Origin of the sequence: Rhizocola hellebori, from assembly GCF_016862955.1 — a bacterium.
Classification (GTDB): Bacteria; Actinomycetota; Actinomycetes; order Mycobacteriales; family Micromonosporaceae; genus Rhizocola; species Rhizocola hellebori.
In genome coordinates this window covers 52,585-71,132 of record NZ_BONY01000038.1, presented here as the reverse complement: position 1 = coordinate 71,132, position 18,548 = coordinate 52,585, and the positions used below count along the sequence as shown (strand labels likewise).

Here is an 18,548-nt window from a genome sequence, read left to right as displayed (position 1 = left end):
TGGTTTGTTGTACGCTGCTCATCGTGCGAATAGGAATGATGCTCAGCTACAGCGGCGGCTTTGCCGACACCGCTGCGGAGTTGATCGACTACGAAGAGGCGGGGCTGGATCTCGCCGTCGTGCCGGAGGCCTACAGCTTCGACGCGGTGAGCCAATTGGGTTATCTAGCCGCGAAAACGACACGCGTGGAGCTTGCCTCCGGCATCATCCAGCTCTACACCCGCACCCCGACGCTGACCGCGATGACCGCCGCCGGACTGGACTATGTCTCCAATGGACGGTTCTGCCTGGGCATCGGATCGTCCGGGCCGCAGGTGATCGAAGGCTTCCATGGGGTACCTTTCGACGCCCCGCTGGCCCGCACCCGCGAGCTCATCGAGATCTGCCGCAAGGTGTGGCGGCGGGAAACGCTGGTGCACCAAGGAAAGCACTACCAGATTCCGCTCCCGCCCGAGAAGGGGACAGGGCTGGGCAAGCCGCTCAAAATCATCAACAAGCCGGTGCGGGACAGGATCCCCATCATTCTGGGCGCGGTCGGGCCCAAGAACGTCGCGCTCGCGGCGGAGCTGGCCGAAGGCTGGCAACCGTTGTTCTACCTGCCGGAGCGGGCCGCCGCGGTGTGGGGCGAGTCCCTGGCCGAGGGCCTGGCCAAACGCGACCCCGCGCTGGGAGCGCTGGATGTCATGGTCTCCGCGCCCTTCGCCATCACCGACGATCCCGAGCTGGCCCACGCCACGCATCGGCATGCGCTGGCCCTCTACATAGGAGGGATGGGCGCGCGGGAGAAGAACTTCTCCAACGCCCTGGTAAGGCGCTACGGGTTCGAAGAGCAGGCCGGGCTCATCCAAGACCTTTACCTCAGTGGGCGCAAGCGGGAAGCCGCTGCGGCCGTGCCTGACGATTTGGTGCGCAACACCTGTCTGGTTGGGCCAGTTGACCATATCCGGGAGAGGCTGGCAGTCTATGCGGCCGCGGGGGTAACCACCCTGCAGGTCGCGCCGATGGCTGCCACCCATGCGGCACGGGTCGATTCGATTGCCCAGCTTAGGGATTTGGTTGATGAACTCTCGCAAGATTGATCGCGGTGACACCGCGGTCGCGTGCCCGGCTCAACAGGACGCGGACGGTGTCTGGCGGGTGCACGGCTATTCCGCTGCCCGTGCGGTGTTGCGCAGCACCGACACCCGTCAGGCGGGGCTGGGAATCGAGTCGGTAGACAAGCTTCCCGCGAAGATCCGCCGGCCGGTCCTCTACCGCGATGGGCCCGAGCACCGCGAGCACAGGCGGCAGACGGCCCGCTACTTCACGCCGCGCCGGGTCGACGAACACTACCGCGAGCTGATGGTCGGCATCGCCGATCGCGAGATCGCCGTGCTCAAGCGGGAAGGGCGGGCGCACCTTTCCGAGCTGAGTTTCCGCCTGGCCGTCGACGTCGCCAAAGCCGTCATCGGGCTGACCGACAGCAAACCCGGCACGGATGTGCGCCTCGAGCGCTTCTTTCCGGAGAAGTTCGGCAAGCCCGGCTTCACCAGCCTGCATGGGCTGTATTGGTTCTGGCGTCAGAACTTCTCGTGGATGGCCGTCTACTTCGGCGATGTGCGGCCCGCGGTGAGAACGCGCCGCCGTGAGCGACGCGACGACCTTATCTCGCACCTCATCAACGAGGGGTGTACCAACAGCGAGATCCTGGGCGAGTGCCTGACCTTCGCGGCGGCCGGCATGATCACGACCCGCGAGTTCATCAACGTCGCGGCTTGGCATCTGTTCACCGATGAGGGTTTGCGGACTCGGTACCAGATAGGGCAAGAGACGGAAAGAATCGCCATCCTGCACGAGTTGCTCCGGCTCGAACCCGTGGTGGGAAACCTCAAGCGCCGCACCACCGCGCCCGTGGAGCTGCCCGACGGCACCACCATCGAGGCCGGCGCGCTGGTCGACATCGCGGTGGGAGTGGCCAATGTGGACGGTGCCTCGGTGGGCGATGACCCGCTGGCGATCTGCCCGGCCCGTCCGATAGAAGCGGGCCTGTCCTTCGGCGACGGCGCACACAAGTGCCCCGGCGCGCACATCGCCATCCAAGAGGCGGACATCTTCCTGCACCGCCTCTTCGCCGTCGCCGGGCTGCGCATGGTCAGCCCACCGCGGGTCTCCATCAACGAGGAGATCTCCGGTTATGAGCTGCGCGGGCTAGTCGTTGAGGTCGGGTGAGGGCAGGCCGATCGGGTTGTAGTTGGGGATATCGCGGTAAGCGGCCTGTGCCAACGGTTTCAGGACGGTGATCAGCCGCTGGGTGGCCTCCGTGCCGAGCTCGTCCCAGGGCCGTTGCGCGGCACGGTCGGTGACCGCCTCGATGTCGCGATGCGCCTCGGAGGCAAGCGCGGTGGCGCGGCCCTCGATGTCGAGCCAGCCGCGCGTCTTCAAGCGCAGCACGGCCTCTTCCCATTCCTCGTCTGTCCAGCCGCGCGCGGGCTGCAACACCTCGCGCGAAAGGTCCATGCTGGTGCGCCAGGCGAGCGCGTCGCAACCGTCGAGCTCCCAGGCGACCAGGGCCGCCACGTGGCCGTCGCCGCGATGCTCGCGCAGCACGGTCGCCGCGTGCCACAGCTTGGCCAGCGGCTCGTCGGGCACGGGCAGCGCCTGGTTGGCGGCGGCGAGCACCCGGCCGGCGGTATGGGCGTGGCTGGCGGCCCGCGCCAACAGGTCGGCCGCCTCTTCCACGGGCTGCCCGTCGAGCAATCGGGCCAGCGCCGCGACCGCCCCGGCCTGACGGGCCTTGAGCGCCGCCTCCGGCGTCGCCCGCGACCACACGTCGGGCAGAGCGCGGCGCACGGTGGCCGGGGCGAAGTTGAAGAAGGAGGCGATCACCGGGGCGGCGTCCACCGGGCCGAGCGGCGCACACCTTCCGGCGAAGTAGCCGCGCCAGAACCCGCGCAGGCCCGCCGCCTCGAAATGTTCGCGCGCCTCCGGCGTGAAGTAGGTGACGTCATGCAGCGGCTCGAACATTGTCCACATGCGACGGGCGATGGGAAGACTCATGAGCTCTCCAGGCGTAGGCGGGCCACGGCATTCTTGGTCAGGCTGCCGAACCAGAGGAGGTCGCCCTGCTGGCGAACCCCGGTGAGCATGGGATAGCGGCCCGCTGGGCCGTGGATGGTGCGCAGCACCTGACCGTCGCCGTCGACCAGCGCGGCCAGGCTGTAGCGGCTCGGCTGCGGCTGGAACCGGTCAGGCAGAAGGTCGGCGAGCTTGCGCAGACCCGGGTGCGGCAGCAGCTTCTCCACGATGGGCAGCCGCAGGCTCGGCAGGGCTATCCAGTAGGTGCCGTCGCCGACCGCGGACATGTTGTCCGGATAGGCGCGCAGATCGAGCAGCTCGGTCACCGCACCGGTTTCCAGCGCCACCCGGGTCAGCCGATGGGTGGAGTCCTCGACCATCATCAGCGACTTCTCGTCCGGGCTGAGCGCCACCCCGTTGGGGAAGTAGAGGCCAGTCGCGATGACCTCGACCCGGCCGTCGCGATAGGACAGCAGGCGGCCGTTGGGGCGATGCTCGAGGATGTCGCGCCGCCACGCCGAGATGGGGAACCGGTCGGAGCTGTCGGTGAAGTAGACCGTGCCATCCTTGGCCACCGCGGCGTTGTTACAGAACAGGATCGGCTTTCTGGCCGCGATGGCCGCCAGATCGGTGATCTCGCCTGCCTCGCTGACCCGCAACAGCCCCCGATGGGCGTCGCAGACGATCAGCGTTCCGTCGCGCGCATCGACCTCTATCCCCAGCGGCCGCCCGCCGGTGTTGGCCAGCAGCTCGGGGGAGTCCTGCGGTTGCGCGCCCTGCTTCCAGCGCCACAGGTTGCCGTCCTCACCGCCCGCGATGAGGCGACCCTGCAGGTCGACACAGACGTCCTCGGGGCCGCGCCCGGAGGGCAGCGGGAAAAGCTCCACCCGGTCGATGCCGGTGTCAGTGGGCGACCATGGCCCGGTGAACGGGGGGACCACGGTGGCCGCCGCCTTGACCGGGGAAATCAGCCGGGGGACTCGCGGACGTCGGACAGGGGTCATCTAAGGATTGTGACCTCCGGCCACGGCCGAGGCCAGAGGTGGCAGCGGACAGTGCAGGAGACCACAGATGGTGCGCAGCAGTTCCATCTCATCGACAGTCATCGCCTGATCGTGATCTATTACCGTCACTGCGGCTCTGATCAGCTGTTCCTTGTCCCGCGGACGCAGCTCGCGCAACACATGCCAGACCGGCTCCAGCGCCACGGCGGGCCTGCGCTCATAGACCCTTTGCTTTTGCTCATCCGCAAGTGCTACGGCCAGGCCCGCTCGGAACGCGGGCTCGCTGTCGGCCAGCACGCTGAGCAGGGTGACCACCTCCTCCCGGCTTCTGGCCAGGGTGCGGCTCGCCGAATGCCAGTGCGGCGGCGGATGCATCGCCTGATAGAGCTCGCTGTGCAAGAGGGCGGAGAAGCAGTACTCGAACGTGCTGATCCTCCCATCCGCGACGACCAGAGCCTGCACCGCTTGGAGCACCGCCTGCTGGTGCGGCCAGGAGCGGTAGCGCAACGCCGGAAACGCGATCTCGGCCAGCGGCAGGCGCAGCAGCGGATCCAGCCCGGCCAGCCTGGCCGCTTCGGCAAACGCGGCGTCGGTCAGCCCGGGGCCGACGAGCGCGGTGAGGTCGGCCCGCTGCCGCGCGCTCACGCCGGCATCGGCGGAAACCAGCAACCCCAACACCAGCGGCACCACCTGATCCACACTGCGCGCCCGCGCCAGCAGCTCATCGGGAAGGCGTTGCAGAAGCGATGTCGCCCGATGAAACGAGGCCTCATCGGGCGCAGCCACCCGCGCCACCACCGCCTCCCCGGCCCCCACCCGGCCGCTTTGTGCCGCGGCCGTGCCGCTGGTTGGTGCCGCGCCCGCCGCTGCCTGTGCCGCGCTGGCCTGTGCCGCGCTTGCCTGTGCGGTGCTGGCCTGTGCCGCGCTTGCCTGTGCGGTGCTGGCCTGTGCGGCGCTGGGCTGTGCGGCGCTGGGCTGTGCCGCGCTGGGCTGTGCCGCGCTGGGCTGGGGTGTGGTGCGCGGTTGGGCTGTGGGTGGGGTCAGGCCTAGGGCGGCGTCTTCACGGAGGCCGTTGGGCGGGGACTGCGCCCACTGCTGGCTGAGCTGGGCCAGCTGGGCGGGATCGAAGGTGGGGTCGAGGGCTTTGATGCGGTCGGCCAGCGGGGGATGGGTGGCGAACAGGGACTGGCGTTTCTTCGAGCCCGTGCCGAACAGCATGTGGGCTACCTCTTCGGTCTTCGGGCTGTTCAGCCCGGAGCCGGTGGGCAGGCCGGCTATCTTCTTGAGCGCTCCGGCTATGCCCATGGGCTGGCGGGTGTACTGGACCGCCGAGGCGTCGGCCAGATATTCGCGCTTGCGGGACACCGAGGCCTTGATGATCCGTCCAATGAGGACGCCGGCGTAGCCGGCGACGATCAGCGCTATGCCGACCAGGGGCAGCGGGTTGCCGCCCGAGCGCTCGTCGCGGGAACGGGTGAAGGCCCCGGCCCGCAGGATCGTCTCGCCCGCCACGGCGAGGAACAGGATGCCGAACAGCAGACCGATCAGGCGGATGTTCAGGCGCATGTCCCCGTTGACGACGTGGCTGAACTCGTGGGCGATTACGCCCTGCAGCTCGTCGCGGTTGAGGCTGTCCAGGGCTCCCCGGGTCACCGCCACGGCGGCGTCGGAGGTCGACCAGCCCGCGGCGAAGGCGTTGATCGCGGACTCGTGTTGCAGAACGTAGATCTCTGGAACCGGTACCCCGGAGGCGATCGCGATTTCCTCGACAACATTGCGCAGGCGTCGCAGCTGGGGGTCGGTCGTGTCGTCTGGTACGCGGTCGCCGCCGAGCTCGCGGGCCACCCTGCCCCCGCCACCGCGCAGCGTCGCCATCCGGTAGAGCGTGGCGAGACCGATAGCGCCGATGGTGCCGAGACTGGTGACGATGACAATTCCGGCTATCCGTGAGGCGTCCTGGCCCCGGCTCAGCGCGCCGAAGGCGAAGAGGACCACGGCGTTGACCACGATCACTATGACGAGGACCGCGAGGGCGAAAAGCAGTACCAGACGAAAAGACATCCGGCGCAGATTGCGCTGGCGCTCGAAGAAATTCGTCGTCATCAGAACGAGACCTTGGGAGCCTCACGCTTGCCAGGGTCGTCGGTTTCGAAGAGGGCGGCCGGGGCGAAGCCCATCATCCCGGCGACGACGCTGGCCGGAAAGACCTCACGTTTGTTGTTGTAGGCCATGACGGAGTCGTTGTAGGCCTGCCGGGCGAAGGCAACCCGGTTCTCCGTCGAGGTGAGCTCCTCGCTGAGCTGCATCATGTTCTGGTTGGCCTTGAGATCGGGGTAGGCCTCGGCGAGCGCGAAGAGCCTGCCCAGCGTCTGGGTCAGCACGTTCTCCGAAGCGGCCAGGTTCTGCATGGCGCCCGGCTCGCCCGGGTTGGCCGCGGCCGCGGTCTGTGCGCTGATCGCGCCGGTCCGGGCTTTGACCACGGCCTCCAGCGTCTCGCGCTCATGCTTCATATAGCCCTTGGCGACCTCCACGAGATTCGGGATGAGGTCGTGGCGGCGGGTCAGCTGCACATCGATCTGTGCGAAGGCGTTCTTGTAGGCGTTGCGCGCGCGTACCAGGCCGTTGTAGACCGAGATGCCATAGCCCACCACGACAATGATGAGCAGCGCGAGGCATACCAGTCCGATGAGCCACTCCATCTGCTCAGATTAGGGGGATATGGGATGATCGAAGGGCAAAACGAGGTGATACAACTAGACATGTGGTGTCACAAGGGCTGCAGGACCTCGCGCTGGACGCGACCAAAGCGTGCGTGCTCGCCTACGGCGTGCGGCGCACAACGCTGACCGATGTCGCCCGCCGGGCCGGGGTGTCCCGGATGTCGATCTATCGCCGGTGGCCGGACGTGGGCTCGCTGGTCGCCGACCTGATGAGCCGGGAGTGGCACGAGGTCATCGTCGCCGAGCCGGCCACCATCGACGGCATCCTGAAGGTCACCCGGCAGCTGCGCGAGCATCCATTGCTGCGCAAGATAATCGAGGCCGACCCGGAAACACTCCTGCCCTACATGCTCGATAGGCGAGGTACCAGCCAGCAGGAAATGTTGGCATTCCTCACCGAAGGCCTGCGCGCCGGGCAGGCCAGTGGGCAGGTGCGCGCGGGCGATCCCGGCGGGATGGCGCGAGCGGTGCTGCTCACCGTGCAGTCGTTCGTGCTCTCGGCGCCGGTCGCCGTCGATGAGTCCTACAGTCAGTCCGATCTGGATGACGAACTTCGTGACCTGCTGCACCGCTATCTGACCGACTAGGCGCCGACTGTTACGCAATCGTGACTATCATCGATGTTTATGCCGTCGTATCGGGATTTCCGCCCCGCTTTCACCCTGCAGCCCTGCCTGGCACTGTCCGCCGACGGCCGCAACGTGGCCTTCGCCGACGACAGCACCGGCAATTTCAACCTCGTCATCCAGCCGGTCGCCGGTGGCCCCGCCCGCGCTGTCACCACCTTCACCAGCCACACGGTCCGGCGCATGGCCTGGCATCCCGACGGCGGCTCGCTGCTGTTCCAAGCCGACCAGGACGGAAACGAGGACACCCAGATCTTCCGGGTCGGCCTCGACAACAGCCCACCAGAGCAGCTCACCGACTTCCCGAAGGCGCGCTTCCAGCTCGCACTGGGCGATCCGCTCAGCGCAGACGGGACAGCGCTGGCCTATTCGGGCGGCGACCGCATCCCGACCGCCCACGACATCCTCGTGCGGCAGCTGGAAAACAATAAGATCAACCGCCTTTTTCTGGGTACCGGGCCAGTGCACGCCGGATACTTTTCCCTAGACGGGGCAAGGCTTTCCCTCATCGAATGGCTCAACGGGTACGACAACCTGGTGCACGTCGTCGCGGTCGACGGCACCAGCTCCACCCGGCTCACCGCGACCGAAGCCGCGGCCACCTACGAGCTGGGCCCGTGGCTGCCCGACGGCTCGGCCTTCTTCGTGTGCACCGACATCGGCCGTGAGTTCACCGGGCTCGCCCTGATGTCGGCCACCACCGGCGAGCTGACCTGGATCGACACTCCCGATTGGGATGTGGAGCGGGTCTCCCTGTCCGCCGACGGCAACACGCTCGCCTGGCTGGTCAACGTCGACGGGGCCAGCCAGCTGCGGGTCAGGGACCTGGCGGCGGGCAAGGACCTGCCGGCCCCGCTGCTGCCCCTCGGGCAAGCCGCCGCGCTCACGGTCGGACCGGACGGAAGCTTCGCCCTCATGCTCATGTCCACGCCCACCCGGCCCTGGAACGTGCTCGTTGCCGACCTGCGCACTGGGGAGCTGCGCTGGCTGACCGGCTCGGTGCCGAACGGATCGCCTTCTGTGGTGGATGCGCAGCTTGTTCGGTACCCGACCCACGACGGGCGCGAGATCGCCGCCTACGTCTACCGTCCGTCCGGAGTGGACACCCCGCTCGGGGTCGTGCTCAGCATCCACGGCGGGCCCGTCATGCAGGAGCGGCCCGCCTATGTCTATGAAGGCTTCTACCAGTATCTGGTGAGCCGCGGACTCGCCGTGATCGCCCCGAACATCCGCGGCTCATCCGGCTACGGCGCGAGCTATCAACGACTCATCTTCCGTGACTGGGGCGGCGGCGACCTGGGCGATCTGGCCGCCACGGTGGACTTCCTGCGCACCCAGCCGTGGGCAGACCCGGCCCGGATAGGCCTGTTCGGCGGCTCCTACGGCGGCTTCGCCGTGCTCTCCTGCGTCGCGCGCCTGCCCGAGCTGGGCTGGGCGGCCGCGGTCGAGATCTGTGGACCCAGCAACCTCATCACCCTCGCCGAAGCCACCCCACCGGCCTACCGCGAAGTGGTCGCGAAAATCATCGGCGACCCGGAGACCGACGTCGAACTGCTGCGGCAACGCTCCCCGATGACCTACGTGGACAGGATTTCCACCCCGCTCTTTGTGCTGCAGGGCGCCAACGACCCGAGAGTCCCGCAACGCGAAAGCGACCAGCTCGTGGAAAGACTCCGCGCCCGCGGCGTCCCGGTCCGCTACGACATCTACCCCGACGAAGGCCACGGCTTCACCAAGACCGACAACCAGATCAAAGCCCGCGTAGACGCCGCCGACTTCCTCCTCCACCACCTCTCGTAACCGCGTGGGTCTTCGCGGCGGCGTCTACCCCCATGAGGTCTTCGGGGCGGCGGAAGATCATCGCGGATTCGGTGGCGGTGCTAGGCGGTGGCGGCGATGGCTGCGGCGATGAAGGAGCGGGCCTTGGCGCCGAAGACCGCCTGCTCTGTGTAGCGGCTGAAGGCATCGCGGTAGAGCGCGATCTCGTGCGGCTGCGTGATCGTCAGATAGCCCGAGACCAGCTCGACCGTTACCCGGCTGTCGTCGAACATCCAGAAGGCTTCCGCTGTCCAGATCGAGCTGCGATCGGTGTCCAGCGGAATGATGCCCAGCGAGATGGCCGGCAGCGCGATCGCCTCGAGGAGGTAGCCCAGTTGCGCGGCCATCACCTCCGCACCCCCGATCGGCGCCCGCAACACGCTTTCCTCGATCACGATGGCGAAGCTGTTGCCCGGCTTGTAAACCACTTTTTGTTTGTCAAGGCGCACCTGGACCGTCTCGTCGATATCCGCATCGGGAAACTGGCGCTGGCGCTGCAGCGATCGCAACACCGCCCCGATATACGGCCCGGTTTGCAGCGGCCCGGGAATGACCGTCGACGAATAGATCCGGAAGCGCTTCGTCCTTTCCCACACCCTGGCCTCCGCCTCATTCGACTTGCGCAGCCCGCTGCCTTCGAGGCGTTGCCATTCGAGGAACATCCCTTCCACGGCGTGCAGCGACGCGGTCAGCTCCGAGGTGAATCTCTCGGCGCCACAATGCAGGCACCAGGCGTGCACGTCGGCGACCGATGGTGCCTGGCGGCCGTACTCAATCTTGCTGACCTTGGAGGAGTGCCATCCCGTCAGCCTTCCCAGGTCTCGCCCGGACAGCCCAGCGGACAGCCGCAACTCGCGTAGCCGTGAGCCGAGAAGCTCCAACGCGTGCTGGGCGCTGGATGACGGTAGAGCCATTGCGACGTCAGACTGGCTGGTATTTCTCGTGCGGAATCGCTCTATCCCAGACCGCCTCGAAAGCGTAGGCACAGAGCCTCACCACGTCGGGGTTGGCTATGGTTTCCGCTTCTATCCAGTCGCCGTCGCCGCTGAAGTGGTTGATCACGAGCACCTCGTGATCGAAGAGCCAGAAATCGTTGCCGGGTAAGGCGATGTCGATGACCTGGCGGCGAGGCAGCCAGCGCAGACTCTCGCCGGCCTCGACGTTGGTGAACGCGACGTCATATTCGAAGCGGATGTATTCACTGATCGGCTCGGACACCACCCTGGCCCGGCGGACAGACACCCCCCGGGCCGTGGTGTTCGCGATGAGATCGAGCCAGGGCCGCCACCACGACGCTCGATCTTCTGGGTCGTGCCGGTAACCTCGTCGCCATTTGGCGAGGTCGGGGTCGTCGAGCATATAGCCGTCGCGCATTTCCAGGTGCATCGCGGACTGGCGGCAAGAGCGCAGCCCTCTGTCTATGGCGGACTCAGGCGTCATGCGAGACCTCCGGGAAGAACTGCATCATCCGCTTCGGGAACTCGATCAGCGTCTCATGGTCGGGAACGTCGATTTGCGACAGCCGCTCTGCGTCGAGGATCTTGAAACCCTGCAGCACGTAGGCATCGCGCTCGTCGTCATAAAAGACGGTCGGCGAGCCGCCGTTCTGGCTCTTCGGGTCCTTGCCAAGCAGGTGCAGCGTCACTTTGTCCTCCGTGGGTTTGAGCCGATGAGCGGTTTACCCCGAGTCTGCCTGCCTAGTCGACCTGATCTCAAGAGATTTGCTTGGGTTTGCTCACACAAGATCTATTCATCGAGAGACCTCGCTGATTGCGAGCAAACTGCCGCACATTCCTTGGGCGTCCGGAGTGGACTTTCTTAACTTGCATGGCATGTTGTCGATCGGTCGCCGCGCCGTCAGTCTCGCTGTCGCCGTCCTCGTGCTGTCCCTTCTCCCAGGGCCGCCCGCGCTGGCCGAACAGATACGGGCGGAGCCGTCGGCTCCACCACAGGTGTCGACACCGGTGGGGGTCGGCAAACCGCGCGCCGCAGCGCCGTCGCCGTCCGACACCGCGTCGCGTGCCGTGGCCACCCGCCGCCTGCTGCCGCAGGCGGGCTCGGCCGAGGTGCTGACTACCTCCGGCCAACCGGTGACGGTGGGCGGTCTGCCGCTCACCGTCACCGCCAGAATCGGTGAGGGGGCAGACATCCTCACCGAGGCGCGGAACAGGCCCGGTGACTTCGTGTCCGGCCCGGCCCGAGTGCGGGTGGAGGTCGCCGACCACAAGGTGGCGGCTGCCGCAGGCGTGTCCGGTGCGGTGCTGTCGGTGTCGCAGGTCGACACCGAAGATGCCGGCGGCGGGCTGACCCTCGCGGTCGATTACAGCGCCTTCGCCGAGCTGTTCGGCGGCGACTATGGGCACCGGCTTCGGCTCGTGGCCCTGCCCGGCTGCGCCCTGCGCACACCGACGGAGCGGGAGTGCCAGACCCAACAGGAACTGCCTTCGGTCAACCGTTCTGGGTGGTTGTCGAGCGACCTGACTCTCACTGCCGGGGCAGGCCCGCTGGTGATGGCCGTGATATCGGGGGCGAGTTCGCCGGGCGCGACGTTCGAGGCATCGTCGTTGTCACCGGCGTATTCGTGGTCGGCCGGAAGCCAGGGTGGCAGTTTCTCGTGGCGCTATCCGCTGAAGGCGCCGGCGAGCTTGGGCGGGCCCGCGCCCGAGCTCGCCATCGCCTACGACTCGGGCGGAGTCGACGGCCAAACCCTCGCGGCCAACGGCCAAGCCTCGTGGGTGGGCGAGGGGTGGGACCTGAGCACCGGCTACATCGAGCGGTCGTACCGGTCGTGCGCGCAGGACGGCGGCACCAGCAACGTCGGCGACCTGTGCTGGTTCTCCGGCTACAACGCCACCATGACCTTCGCCGGCCGCTCCTACAAGCTGGTGCGCGACAACGCGACCGGCGTGTGGAAGACCGACGACGACGGCTCGCTGCGCATCGAGCAGCTCTTCGATATGAGCAACGGCAACGGCGACGACGACGGGGAATACTGGCGGGTCACCACGCTGGACGGCACCCAGTACTTCTTCGGCAAACACAAGCGCTATCCGACCGATCCGCAAACCACCGACTCGGTGCAGCGGGTCCCGGTGTGGGGCAACAACCCGGGTGAGCCGTGCGCGGCCAACACGTGGTGTCTCCAGGGCTACCGCTGGAACCTCGACTACGTGATCGACCTCCGCGGCAACTCGATGACCTACTTCTACACCAAGTTCACAGGCAACTATGGCTTCAATGGCAACCTGCAGACCGTCGCCTATGACATCCACTCCACCCTGGACCACATCGACTACGGCACCCGCGCCGGTTCGGAGGGTTCGGGCCTGCCGCCACAGCGCGTGATCTTCACCAAGGCATACCGCTGTCAGGGCGCGTGTGTGGTGGGCAGCGCCGACTTCCCTGACACGCCATGGGATCTGCACTGCGCACAGGCCTCGTGCCCCTCGCAGACCTCGCCCTCCTTCTGGAACCCGTACCGGCTCGCCTCGGTCACCACTCAGGTGCGCAAGGCCGATGGCTCGGGCATGCGCCGGGTCGACCAGTGGAATCTCGGCCACGACTACCCATCGACCGGCGACAACATCTTGCCCACGGGTGTGGCGGACACCTCACCCAACCTGTGGCTGCAGACGCTGACCCACGTCGGCTACGCCGAAGACGACGTCACCGCTTTGGCCGAGCCGACGATCAGCTTCGGCGGCGTGCTCATGGCAAACAGGGTGGACTGGGGCAACGACATCGGCGTGGCACCATACATGCACTACCGGTTGCGATCCATCAACAACGGTGTAGGTGGCCAGACTCTGGTCAGTTATTCGGTGCAGGACTGCCCGTTGCGATCGCTCAAGCCCGCTCCTGGCTTCAATCCGTTCCGCTGCTTCCCGCAGTTCTACAAACCCGCCCAGGCCTCCCCGGGCTACGGCTGGTTCCACAAATACGTCGCCACCGAGGTCACTGAGGTCGACCTGTCGCCGGTGAACGCGCCAGACGAGACATGGTCCTACAGCTACACCGTGGGCGCGGGGACCGACACCTCGCTGTGGGCACACGACTACAACGAGACCAGCCTGCTCGCCTACCGAACATGGTCACAATGGCGCGGGTACAACGAAGTCACCACCACCCACGGCCCGGCTGGTGGCGTTCAAACCGTGTCCAAGAAACTGTTCTATCGCGGATTGCACGGCGACAGCCTGGCGACGGTGGACAACCAGGCCATGGCGTGGGAGTCGCGAACCTCCTACCTCACCGTGCCGATCACCGTTCCCGGCCAGACCGGCGCCATTGGCAGCGTCGGTGGCCGATGCTGGGACACCGTCGGTGGCAGCGCTGCCAACGGCACCGCGGTGCACCTTTGGGACTGCCACGGCTACGGCAGTCAGCAATGGCGCTACAACCTGGACACCCTCACCTTCAAGAACCTCAACTCCAATCGGTGCCTGCAAGCCATGGGTACCGCCAACAGCTCCGCCGTGCAGATTCGTGATTGCACCGGCGGCACCGCCCAGACCTGGGTCTACCAACCCGACGGTTCGCTGCGTAACCTGATCTCCGGGCGCTGCCTGATCACCACCGGGTGGGGGTTGGCCAACGGGACCCTGCTGGCCATTTGGGACTGCCTGGGCGTGTGGAGCCAGGTGTGGCAGCAATCCCCGGCCGGCACGGTCTTCTCCCCGCAGAGCCGTCGCTGCATCGACGCGCTCGGGACGGCCGACCAAAGCATGGTCGCGACGTGGACGTGCTACGGCCCCGCCTCGCAGCAATGGACCTACCAATCCTCCGGGTCGAGCCTGAAGAACCCGGTCAGCGGCAAATGCTTGGACGTCGCGAGCAGCGGCACCGCCAACGGGTCGCTTGTCCAGCTGTATACGTGCAACAACACCGGGGCGCAGATCTGGGTGGCGCAAGCTGACGGGACTTTGAAGAATCCGCAGTCCGGCCGCTGCCTCGACGCGCTCAGCCCGCCGGCACACGGCACTCAGCTCGCCATCTGGGACTGCAACGCCGGAGCCACTCAGCAATTCGCTCACCAAATCACCGACGCGCTCAGCCTGGGCGGGCAGCCGCGCGAGGAGTTCACGCTCGACGGGCCGAGCACGGTGCTGGCCTCCACCATTCACACCTACACGCAGACCCTCACCGGCACCCGGTCCACCCCGGCCCCCGGCGGGCAGGATCTGCGCGCCTACCAGACCCGCGAGACCAACACCAAGGCCCGCACCCAGATCGCGGCCACGTCCTCGTGGCGGTGGACCAACGCTGACACCACCTACGACTCATACGGCCTGCCGGTGGACGCACGCAACTACGCCGACATGGCCATCGCCTCCGACGACACCTGCACCCACACCGACTACAACCGGAATCTCACCTCCTACCTGATCAACACGGCCAAGGAGACCATCACCACCACTTGTGCCACCACCCCCACCGACGCCGACTACCTTGGCGGCACCCATGTCTTCTACGACGGCGCGACGTCCGACACCGCACCCACTCTGGGGCTGCCCACCAGATCCAACCTGCTGTCGTCTGTGGTGGGTGGCGTCAAGGCCTGGACGCAGACCACCCGCAACGTCTACGACAGCCATGGCCGCGTGCTCGACTCCTTCGACGCCCTGAACCGTAAGACTTCTACCGCCTACACCCCGGCCTCCGGCGCGCCGATCACCTCTTTCACCGTCACCGGCCCGATGGGCGCAGGCTGGGTCACCACCACCGCGCTCGAGCCCGGTCACGGCACCACCAAATCGGCGACCGACATCAACGGCAAGGCCACCACCGCCACCTATGACCCGCTGGGCCGACTGGCCAAGGTGTGGCTCGACAACAGATCCACCGCGGGCACACCCAACCGGCAATACACCTACCTGCTGGCCAATCCGAGCTGGGTTCAGACGCAGACGCTGGGCCCCAACGGAAACCAGATCTCGTCCTACGACATCTTCGACGGTCGGCTCCGCCCGCGGCAGACGCAGTCCACCGCGCCCGATGGGAAACGCACCATCACCGACACCCGCTACGACGGGCGAGGCCTGACGGCGAAGCAAACCACCTTCTACAACGGATCCTCCGGCCCGGCCGCGCAAATCGTGGCGTTCTCCGACATCGACGTTCCACGGCAGCTGCGCTTCGTCTACGACACGCTGGGGCGCAAGACCAAGGACCAGATCTACAACGCCAACGTCTTCCAATTCGACAGCACCACCTTCTACGACGGCGACCGCATTGGCACGGTGCCGCCAACCGGAGGCACCGCCACCCAAGACCTGTCTGATGTCCGGGGCAACGTCATCGAGAAGCGGCAGTATCAGTCGGGCTCTTTGAGCGGCACCTTTGCCAAAACCCTCTACGGGTACGACCGGCTGAGCCGGCTCACGTCGATGACCGACCCAGCTAACAACCAGTGGGTCAACAAATACGACCTGCTGGGCCGCAAAACCGAAACCACCGACCCCGACGCGGGCATCTCCTCCACCGCGTACGACGATGCGGGCCAGGCCACGTCGACGACCGACGCTCGCGGCCAGCGCCTCTTCTTCGAATACGACCTGTTGGGCCGCAAGACGATCCAGCGCGCCGACACCGCCACCGGGCCTGTCCTGGCGTCATCCACCTACGACACCCTGGCCAAGGGCCAGCTCACCTCCGCGTCGCGCTTCCAGGGGACCGACACCTACACCTCCGCTGTCACCTCGTACGACGACGGCTACCGGCCGCTGTCCACTATCGACACGATCCCCGGTTTTGGCGCCGGCGGCGCCACCCTGAGCTATCAGGTGAACCGCACCTTCCGCTCAGACGGCACGCCCGCGACAGTCGCTCTTCCCGGCGTCGGTGGCCTGCCCGCCGAGACCCTCACCTACACCTACACCGACCAGGGCATGCCTGACACCGTCAGCTCCGGGCAGGCGGTGTACGTCGCCGACACGGTGCACGACTATGAGGGTTTGATTGTCGAACAGCGCCTCGGTGCCGTCGGCAAGCAGGTCAAGCTCACCAATCAGTTCGACCCCACCTTCCGCCGCCTCCAGGCCCAGAGTGTGTACACCGAGTCCCCAACCACGGTCGGCGACTTCGGCCTCATGCGCCACGGCATTGACTACGGATACGACCGAGTCGGGAACATCGTGTTCGCCGCCACCTATAGCGAAGGTGTCCGCGACCAAGCCGAGTGCTTCCGCTACGACTATCTGCGCCGCCTCACCGAATCGTGGGTCCAGCCCAGCATTGGCGCCGGATGCGTTACCCCGCAACGTGCCGGCAGCGATCCCTACTGGCGGCAATGGACCTTCGACAGCGTGGGCAACCGGCTCACCCAGACCGACAAGAATCCCACCGCAGGTGACTCCGCTTGGACCTACCAGGTCGGCGCTGCCGGCGCGGTCAAACCGCACCAGGTCAAGCAGATCACCTCCACCGGCCCGCTCGCGTCACCGACCCGCACCTTCACCTATGACCCGTCCGGCAACACTCTTTCGCGGACCACCGACACCGGCGCTGCGCAAACGCTGACCTGGGACAAAGAGGGCCACCTAGCCAGCCTCACCGACACTGGGGTCACCACCACCTACGTCTACGACCCGTCCGGCCGCCGCCTAGTCTCGTCCGCCCCCACCAAGAAGACCCTCTACCTGCCCGACGGCACCGAGCTGGAAAAGCTCGGCACCGCCGACCCCCTCGGCCGCCGCCACTACGGCACCGCCGTGCGCGACGCCACCGGCCTCAAATGGGTGTTCGCCAACCACCAAGCCTCATCCACAGTCCAGATCGACGCGATCACCCTCACCGTCGCCCGCCGCCGCTTCCTGCCCTACGGCGAGCCTCGTGGCCCACAGCCGTCGGGTTGGCTTGGCTCCAAAGGTTTCGTCAACGGCACCAAAGACGACACCGGCCTGACCCACCTCGGCGCCCGCGAATACGACCCCGGTCTGGGCCGCTTCATCTCCGTCGACCCCATCATGGACCTCACCGATCCGCAGCAGTGGCACGCCTACAGCTACGCCAACGCCTCACCCGTCATCAATAGCGACCCCTCCGGCGCCTTGAAGAAGGAAGCGAGCGAAAAAGGCGCCGTCACCAGGCCGGTCTTGGAATCCATTGGCCGGGGCCTCTTCAACGGTTGGCGGCGGGTCAACAGTGCTCCCATTGAGGGAGCTTGGTCGATGGTCACCGGCATGTATCAGCAGACCAAGTCGCAGTACGAAGCCGTCATCAATGGCGAGAAGTCCATCGGTCAGGCCTACTTCGATTGGCAGATGTACAGCGCTTCGATGTCCATCCAGGCCCTGATCAGTCCGATCACCACGGTCCAAGAAATGATCGTGGAAGGCAGCCGCGCCATCGACGACGCCAAGTCCGGCGATTGGCAAGCCGCCGCCGAACACGCAACCGTAGCCAGTGCCGACTTCGCGTACACGGTCACGACTGTCGTGGCTGCGGGACAGGGGCTCAAGGCCCTGGTGAAGGGCGGTTACAAGCACAGCGGAGAGACACCAACCAATCTACATGCATTTGGAAATGCGTCGGGTCCACGGGCTCCGCGAGAGGGTATTGATTTCCACGTTGGTGATGACGGAATGGTGATTCCACAGTCGGGGCCATCGCCCTTGGGCGCTTCGACTTTCGGTGATCCTGCCCATGCGCCCTTGTCGGGTCCGTATCACGTCATTCCAGGGGGCACACGATTGCCGAGGGGATTCGGAGTCGTCGCCGATGGAGAGGATGTGCTACCGGGTTCCGGACAGCCACCAACGCACCATACGATATACCCAACCGAACCGATGACGCCCCAAGATTTCATCGATGATTTCCTCGGTCTCCCTTGGACGAGGGCTGGGAAGAAGTGATCATGGATAGTGATTCCGAGCAGCTCTGGCTCGCGTTTGTGCAGGCTGAGCAGGCGTATCGTGAGGCGATGGGGGCGCTCCGGCGCACCAACATGGAGGAGGTGCTTCGCGAGGGCCTTGAGCGGCTGCCCTGGCGGCGCCAAGCCCTAGCTGTTCTTGGCGCGAGCAACGTAGAGATCAGCGAGCGATTACTCCCTGAGCTATTCGAGTTAGCTGGCGTATCCCATTCGCTTATCGACGAGGTACGGCGCTGTATTTCTCGGATTCCCCGTGATGTTTTGGAGCGGAAGCTCCCTGGGTTCGTTGCCGTATTGATAGCTAATCCAAAAAGCGATTACGAGGCATATAGGCGAACCGCAGAACTACTTCGTTTGTTGGAGATGGGTGACCTCCTGAGTGAGCTGGTAGATGCGGCTGCAATGTCACCAGACTCAGATATCCGAGAGGTAGCAGTAGACTTTCAGCGCGGATAGC

At 66.2% G+C, this 18,548-nt stretch carries 13 protein-coding genes; 6 read left to right on the top strand and 7 right to left on the bottom strand.

The genetic code is table 11. From position 1 onward, the window contains the following. Nucleotides 1-23 precede the first annotated feature (23 nt). Both Rhe02_RS28240 and Rhe02_RS28235 read left to right on the top strand, forming a co-directional pair. Nucleotides 24-1,079, top strand: a complete 1,056-nt coding sequence (locus Rhe02_RS28240) for an LLM class F420-dependent oxidoreductase (protein WP_203911413.1) — start codon at nucleotides 24-26, stop codon at nucleotides 1,077-1,079. Next, on the top strand, nucleotides 1,060-2,208 hold the full coding sequence (locus Rhe02_RS28235) for a cytochrome P450 (RefSeq protein ID WP_239124090.1): 1,149 nt from the start codon (nucleotides 1,060-1,062) through the stop codon (nucleotides 2,206-2,208). Before Rhe02_RS28240 ends, Rhe02_RS28235 begins: the two co-directional genes overlap by 20 nt. Here Rhe02_RS28235 and Rhe02_RS28230 read toward each other — a convergent pair. Genes Rhe02_RS28230 through Rhe02_RS28215 form a run of 4 tightly spaced genes read right to left on the bottom strand, consistent with a single transcriptional unit; the run spans nucleotide 2,188 to nucleotide 6,757 of the window. Continuing rightward, nucleotides 2,188-3,036 carry an SCO6745 family protein gene (locus tag Rhe02_RS28230; protein ID WP_444544529.1) on the bottom strand — a complete coding sequence of 283 codons (849 nt, stop codon included), beginning with the start codon at nucleotides 3,034-3,036 and terminating at the stop codon, nucleotides 2,188-2,190. The two genes, Rhe02_RS28235 and Rhe02_RS28230, sit on opposite strands and share 21 nt — an antisense overlap. Then, the gene (locus tag Rhe02_RS28225) at nucleotides 3,033-4,058 is read right to left on the bottom strand and encodes an SMP-30/gluconolactonase/LRE family protein (protein ID WP_203911411.1); all 1,026 of its coding nucleotides are present in this window, start codon (nucleotides 4,056-4,058) and stop codon (nucleotides 3,033-3,035) included. The genes Rhe02_RS28230 and Rhe02_RS28225 overlap by 4 nt, the downstream gene beginning before the upstream one ends. Further along, nucleotides 4,059-6,161, bottom strand: a complete 2,103-nt coding sequence (locus tag Rhe02_RS28220; protein ID WP_203911410.1) for a M48 family metallopeptidase — start codon at nucleotides 6,159-6,161, stop codon at nucleotides 4,059-4,061. Further along, entirely contained in the window at nucleotides 6,161-6,757 is a 597-nt protein-coding gene (locus Rhe02_RS28215) for a LemA family protein (RefSeq protein WP_203911409.1), read from the bottom strand. Before Rhe02_RS28215 ends, Rhe02_RS28220 begins: the two co-directional genes overlap by 1 nt. 62 nt (nucleotides 6,758-6,819) lie before the next feature. On the opposite strand from Rhe02_RS28215, the gene Rhe02_RS28210 reads away from it, so the two are divergent. Beyond that, nucleotides 6,820-7,365, top strand: coding sequence for a TetR/AcrR family transcriptional regulator (locus tag Rhe02_RS28210; protein WP_203911408.1), 546 nt, complete (start codon nucleotides 6,820-6,822; stop codon nucleotides 7,363-7,365). A 39-nt stretch (nucleotides 7,366-7,404) separates the two neighbouring features. Continuing rightward, the gene (locus Rhe02_RS28205) at nucleotides 7,405-9,204 is read left to right on the top strand and encodes a S9 family peptidase (protein ID WP_203911407.1); all 1,800 of its coding nucleotides are present in this window, start codon (nucleotides 7,405-7,407) and stop codon (nucleotides 9,202-9,204) included. A gap of 80 nt (nucleotides 9,205-9,284) precedes the next feature. On the opposite strand, the gene Rhe02_RS28200 is transcribed toward Rhe02_RS28205, so the two are convergent. Genes Rhe02_RS28200 through Rhe02_RS28190 form a run of 3 tightly spaced genes read right to left on the bottom strand, consistent with a single transcriptional unit; the run spans nucleotide 9,285 to nucleotide 10,867 of the window. Next, complete coding sequence (locus Rhe02_RS28200) at nucleotides 9,285-10,136, bottom strand: helix-turn-helix domain-containing protein (RefSeq protein ID WP_203911406.1); 852 nt, start codon at nucleotides 10,134-10,136, stop codon at nucleotides 9,285-9,287. Between the two features lie 7 nt (nucleotides 10,137-10,143). After that, on the bottom strand, nucleotides 10,144-10,662 hold the full coding sequence (locus Rhe02_RS28195) for a DUF6879 family protein (RefSeq protein WP_239124089.1): 519 nt from the start codon (nucleotides 10,660-10,662) through the stop codon (nucleotides 10,144-10,146). Beyond that, a complete protein-coding gene (locus Rhe02_RS28190) occupies nucleotides 10,652-10,867 on the bottom strand; it encodes a hypothetical protein (protein ID WP_203911405.1) in 216 nt (71 codons plus the stop codon). The genes Rhe02_RS28195 and Rhe02_RS28190 overlap by 11 nt, the downstream gene beginning before the upstream one ends. 187 nt (nucleotides 10,868-11,054) lie before the next feature. Here Rhe02_RS28190 and Rhe02_RS28185 point away from each other — a divergent pair, with 187 nt between their 5' ends. Together Rhe02_RS28185 and Rhe02_RS28180 are read left to right on the top strand one after the other, a co-directional pair. Beyond that, nucleotides 11,055-18,074, top strand: coding sequence for a ricin-type beta-trefoil lectin domain protein (locus Rhe02_RS28185; RefSeq protein ID WP_203911404.1), 7,020 nt, complete (start codon nucleotides 11,055-11,057; stop codon nucleotides 18,072-18,074). Nucleotides 18,075-18,076: 2 nt separating this feature from the next. Next, nucleotides 18,077-18,547 carry a hypothetical protein gene (locus Rhe02_RS28180; protein WP_203911403.1) on the top strand — a complete coding sequence of 157 codons (471 nt, stop codon included), beginning with the start codon at nucleotides 18,077-18,079 and terminating at the stop codon, nucleotides 18,545-18,547. Nucleotide 18,548: the final 1 nt, after the last annotated feature.